Source organism: Streptomyces sp. NPDC051173, assembly GCF_040689515.1.
Taxonomy (GTDB): Bacteria; Actinomycetota; Actinomycetes; order Streptomycetales; family Streptomycetaceae; genus Streptomyces.
Genome location: NZ_JBFBBD010000190.1, coordinates 1 through 1,057, shown reverse-complemented (window position 1 = coordinate 1,057; position 1,057 = coordinate 1). Strand labels below are relative to the sequence as shown.

General features: G+C 69.0%; 2 protein-coding genes. Both read left to right on the top strand.

Annotated elements, in window-relative coordinates; all coding sequences use genetic code 11:
• Positions 1-157 precede the first annotated feature (157 nt).
• On the top strand, positions 158-616 hold the full coding sequence (locus AB0435_RS34305) for a hypothetical protein (protein ID WP_366428762.1): 459 nt from the start codon (positions 158-160) through the stop codon (positions 614-616).
• A 1-nt stretch (position 617) separates the two neighbouring features.
• Positions 618-818, top strand: a complete 201-nt coding sequence (locus AB0435_RS34300) for a hypothetical protein (protein ID WP_366428763.1) — start codon at positions 618-620, stop codon at positions 816-818.
• The last annotated feature ends 239 nt before the right edge of the window (positions 819-1,057 follow it).

Sequence of the window (1,057 nt, the reverse complement as noted above, 5' to 3'; positions counted from 1 at the left end):
AAAGGGGAGGTCATGAGGCGGGGCGGTTCGGGGGGTTGGGGAGCCAATCAGGGAGCCGCCGGCAGCGTGGCCCGGTGCGGCGAAGCCCTTGGCTCCGGGCTACCTCTGTACCAACATAAGGCTCTGTTGGTACAGAGATCTGAACCGAAGGGCTCCGATGATCAACGAAGGTCACTGGTCGAACTACCTGCCGACGTGGCTGCCGATGGGCAAGCCGGCCGAGGTCAAGGTCACGGTGGACGCGGAGAACGACCGGCCTGCGGTGGTGGTGCTGATATCGCGGCTGCAGGGCCTGGTTGAGGCGCTGCGCCACCGGGACGTCGACGGGCGCGATCCGCTGCTCGACGAGGACGAGGACGACCTCTACACGCTGCTGCTGCACCTGCACATGGTCCGGATGGTCATCGAGGGCCAGGAGGAGCGCGTTCTCTCGCGGTGCGCGGAGAAGAAGATCGCGCTGGAACGGCTGGCCAGCGCGCTGGAGCTGTCCGGCAAGAGCGCGGTGTCCTACCGGCTGCGCCGGATCAAGGAGGCAGCGAAGTCGGGCCAGTCCGCCGCGGGCATGGACGAGGCCCAGCTCGACGAGTTCGCCCGGGTCGTCGGCGAGGAGTGCTGACGTGCGCCGCCGTCTGCAGCAGCTGCGCGAGGAGTGGGCCGCCGCCGGCGAGGCCCTCGACCGCAACGACCGGGCCCGCGCCCGTCGGCGCAGCCAGCCCACCGCGGCGGCCACCGCACCCGAGTACACCGCCGCCGACGTCGCGGTGATGAACACGGCCACGATCGCCGGTGTCGTCGCCAATTTCGTCGTGAACAGCTGAAACGAGGTCAGCACCGTGCCGAAGTACACCCCCGAGGAAGCCGAACTCCTCGCCCTGGCCGCACACGAGGTCGGCCACGCCATGGTCTGCAGCAACCGAGGTGACCAGCGGGTCGGAGGAGGGCCAGGAGTTGACGCGCTCCTTGTCGACCTCGTAGGGGACGTCGAATTCGTCGAGGGCCTTGGCGGCGGCCTCCATGACGGGCCAGTCGGAGTCGGAGCCCATGACGATGCCGACCA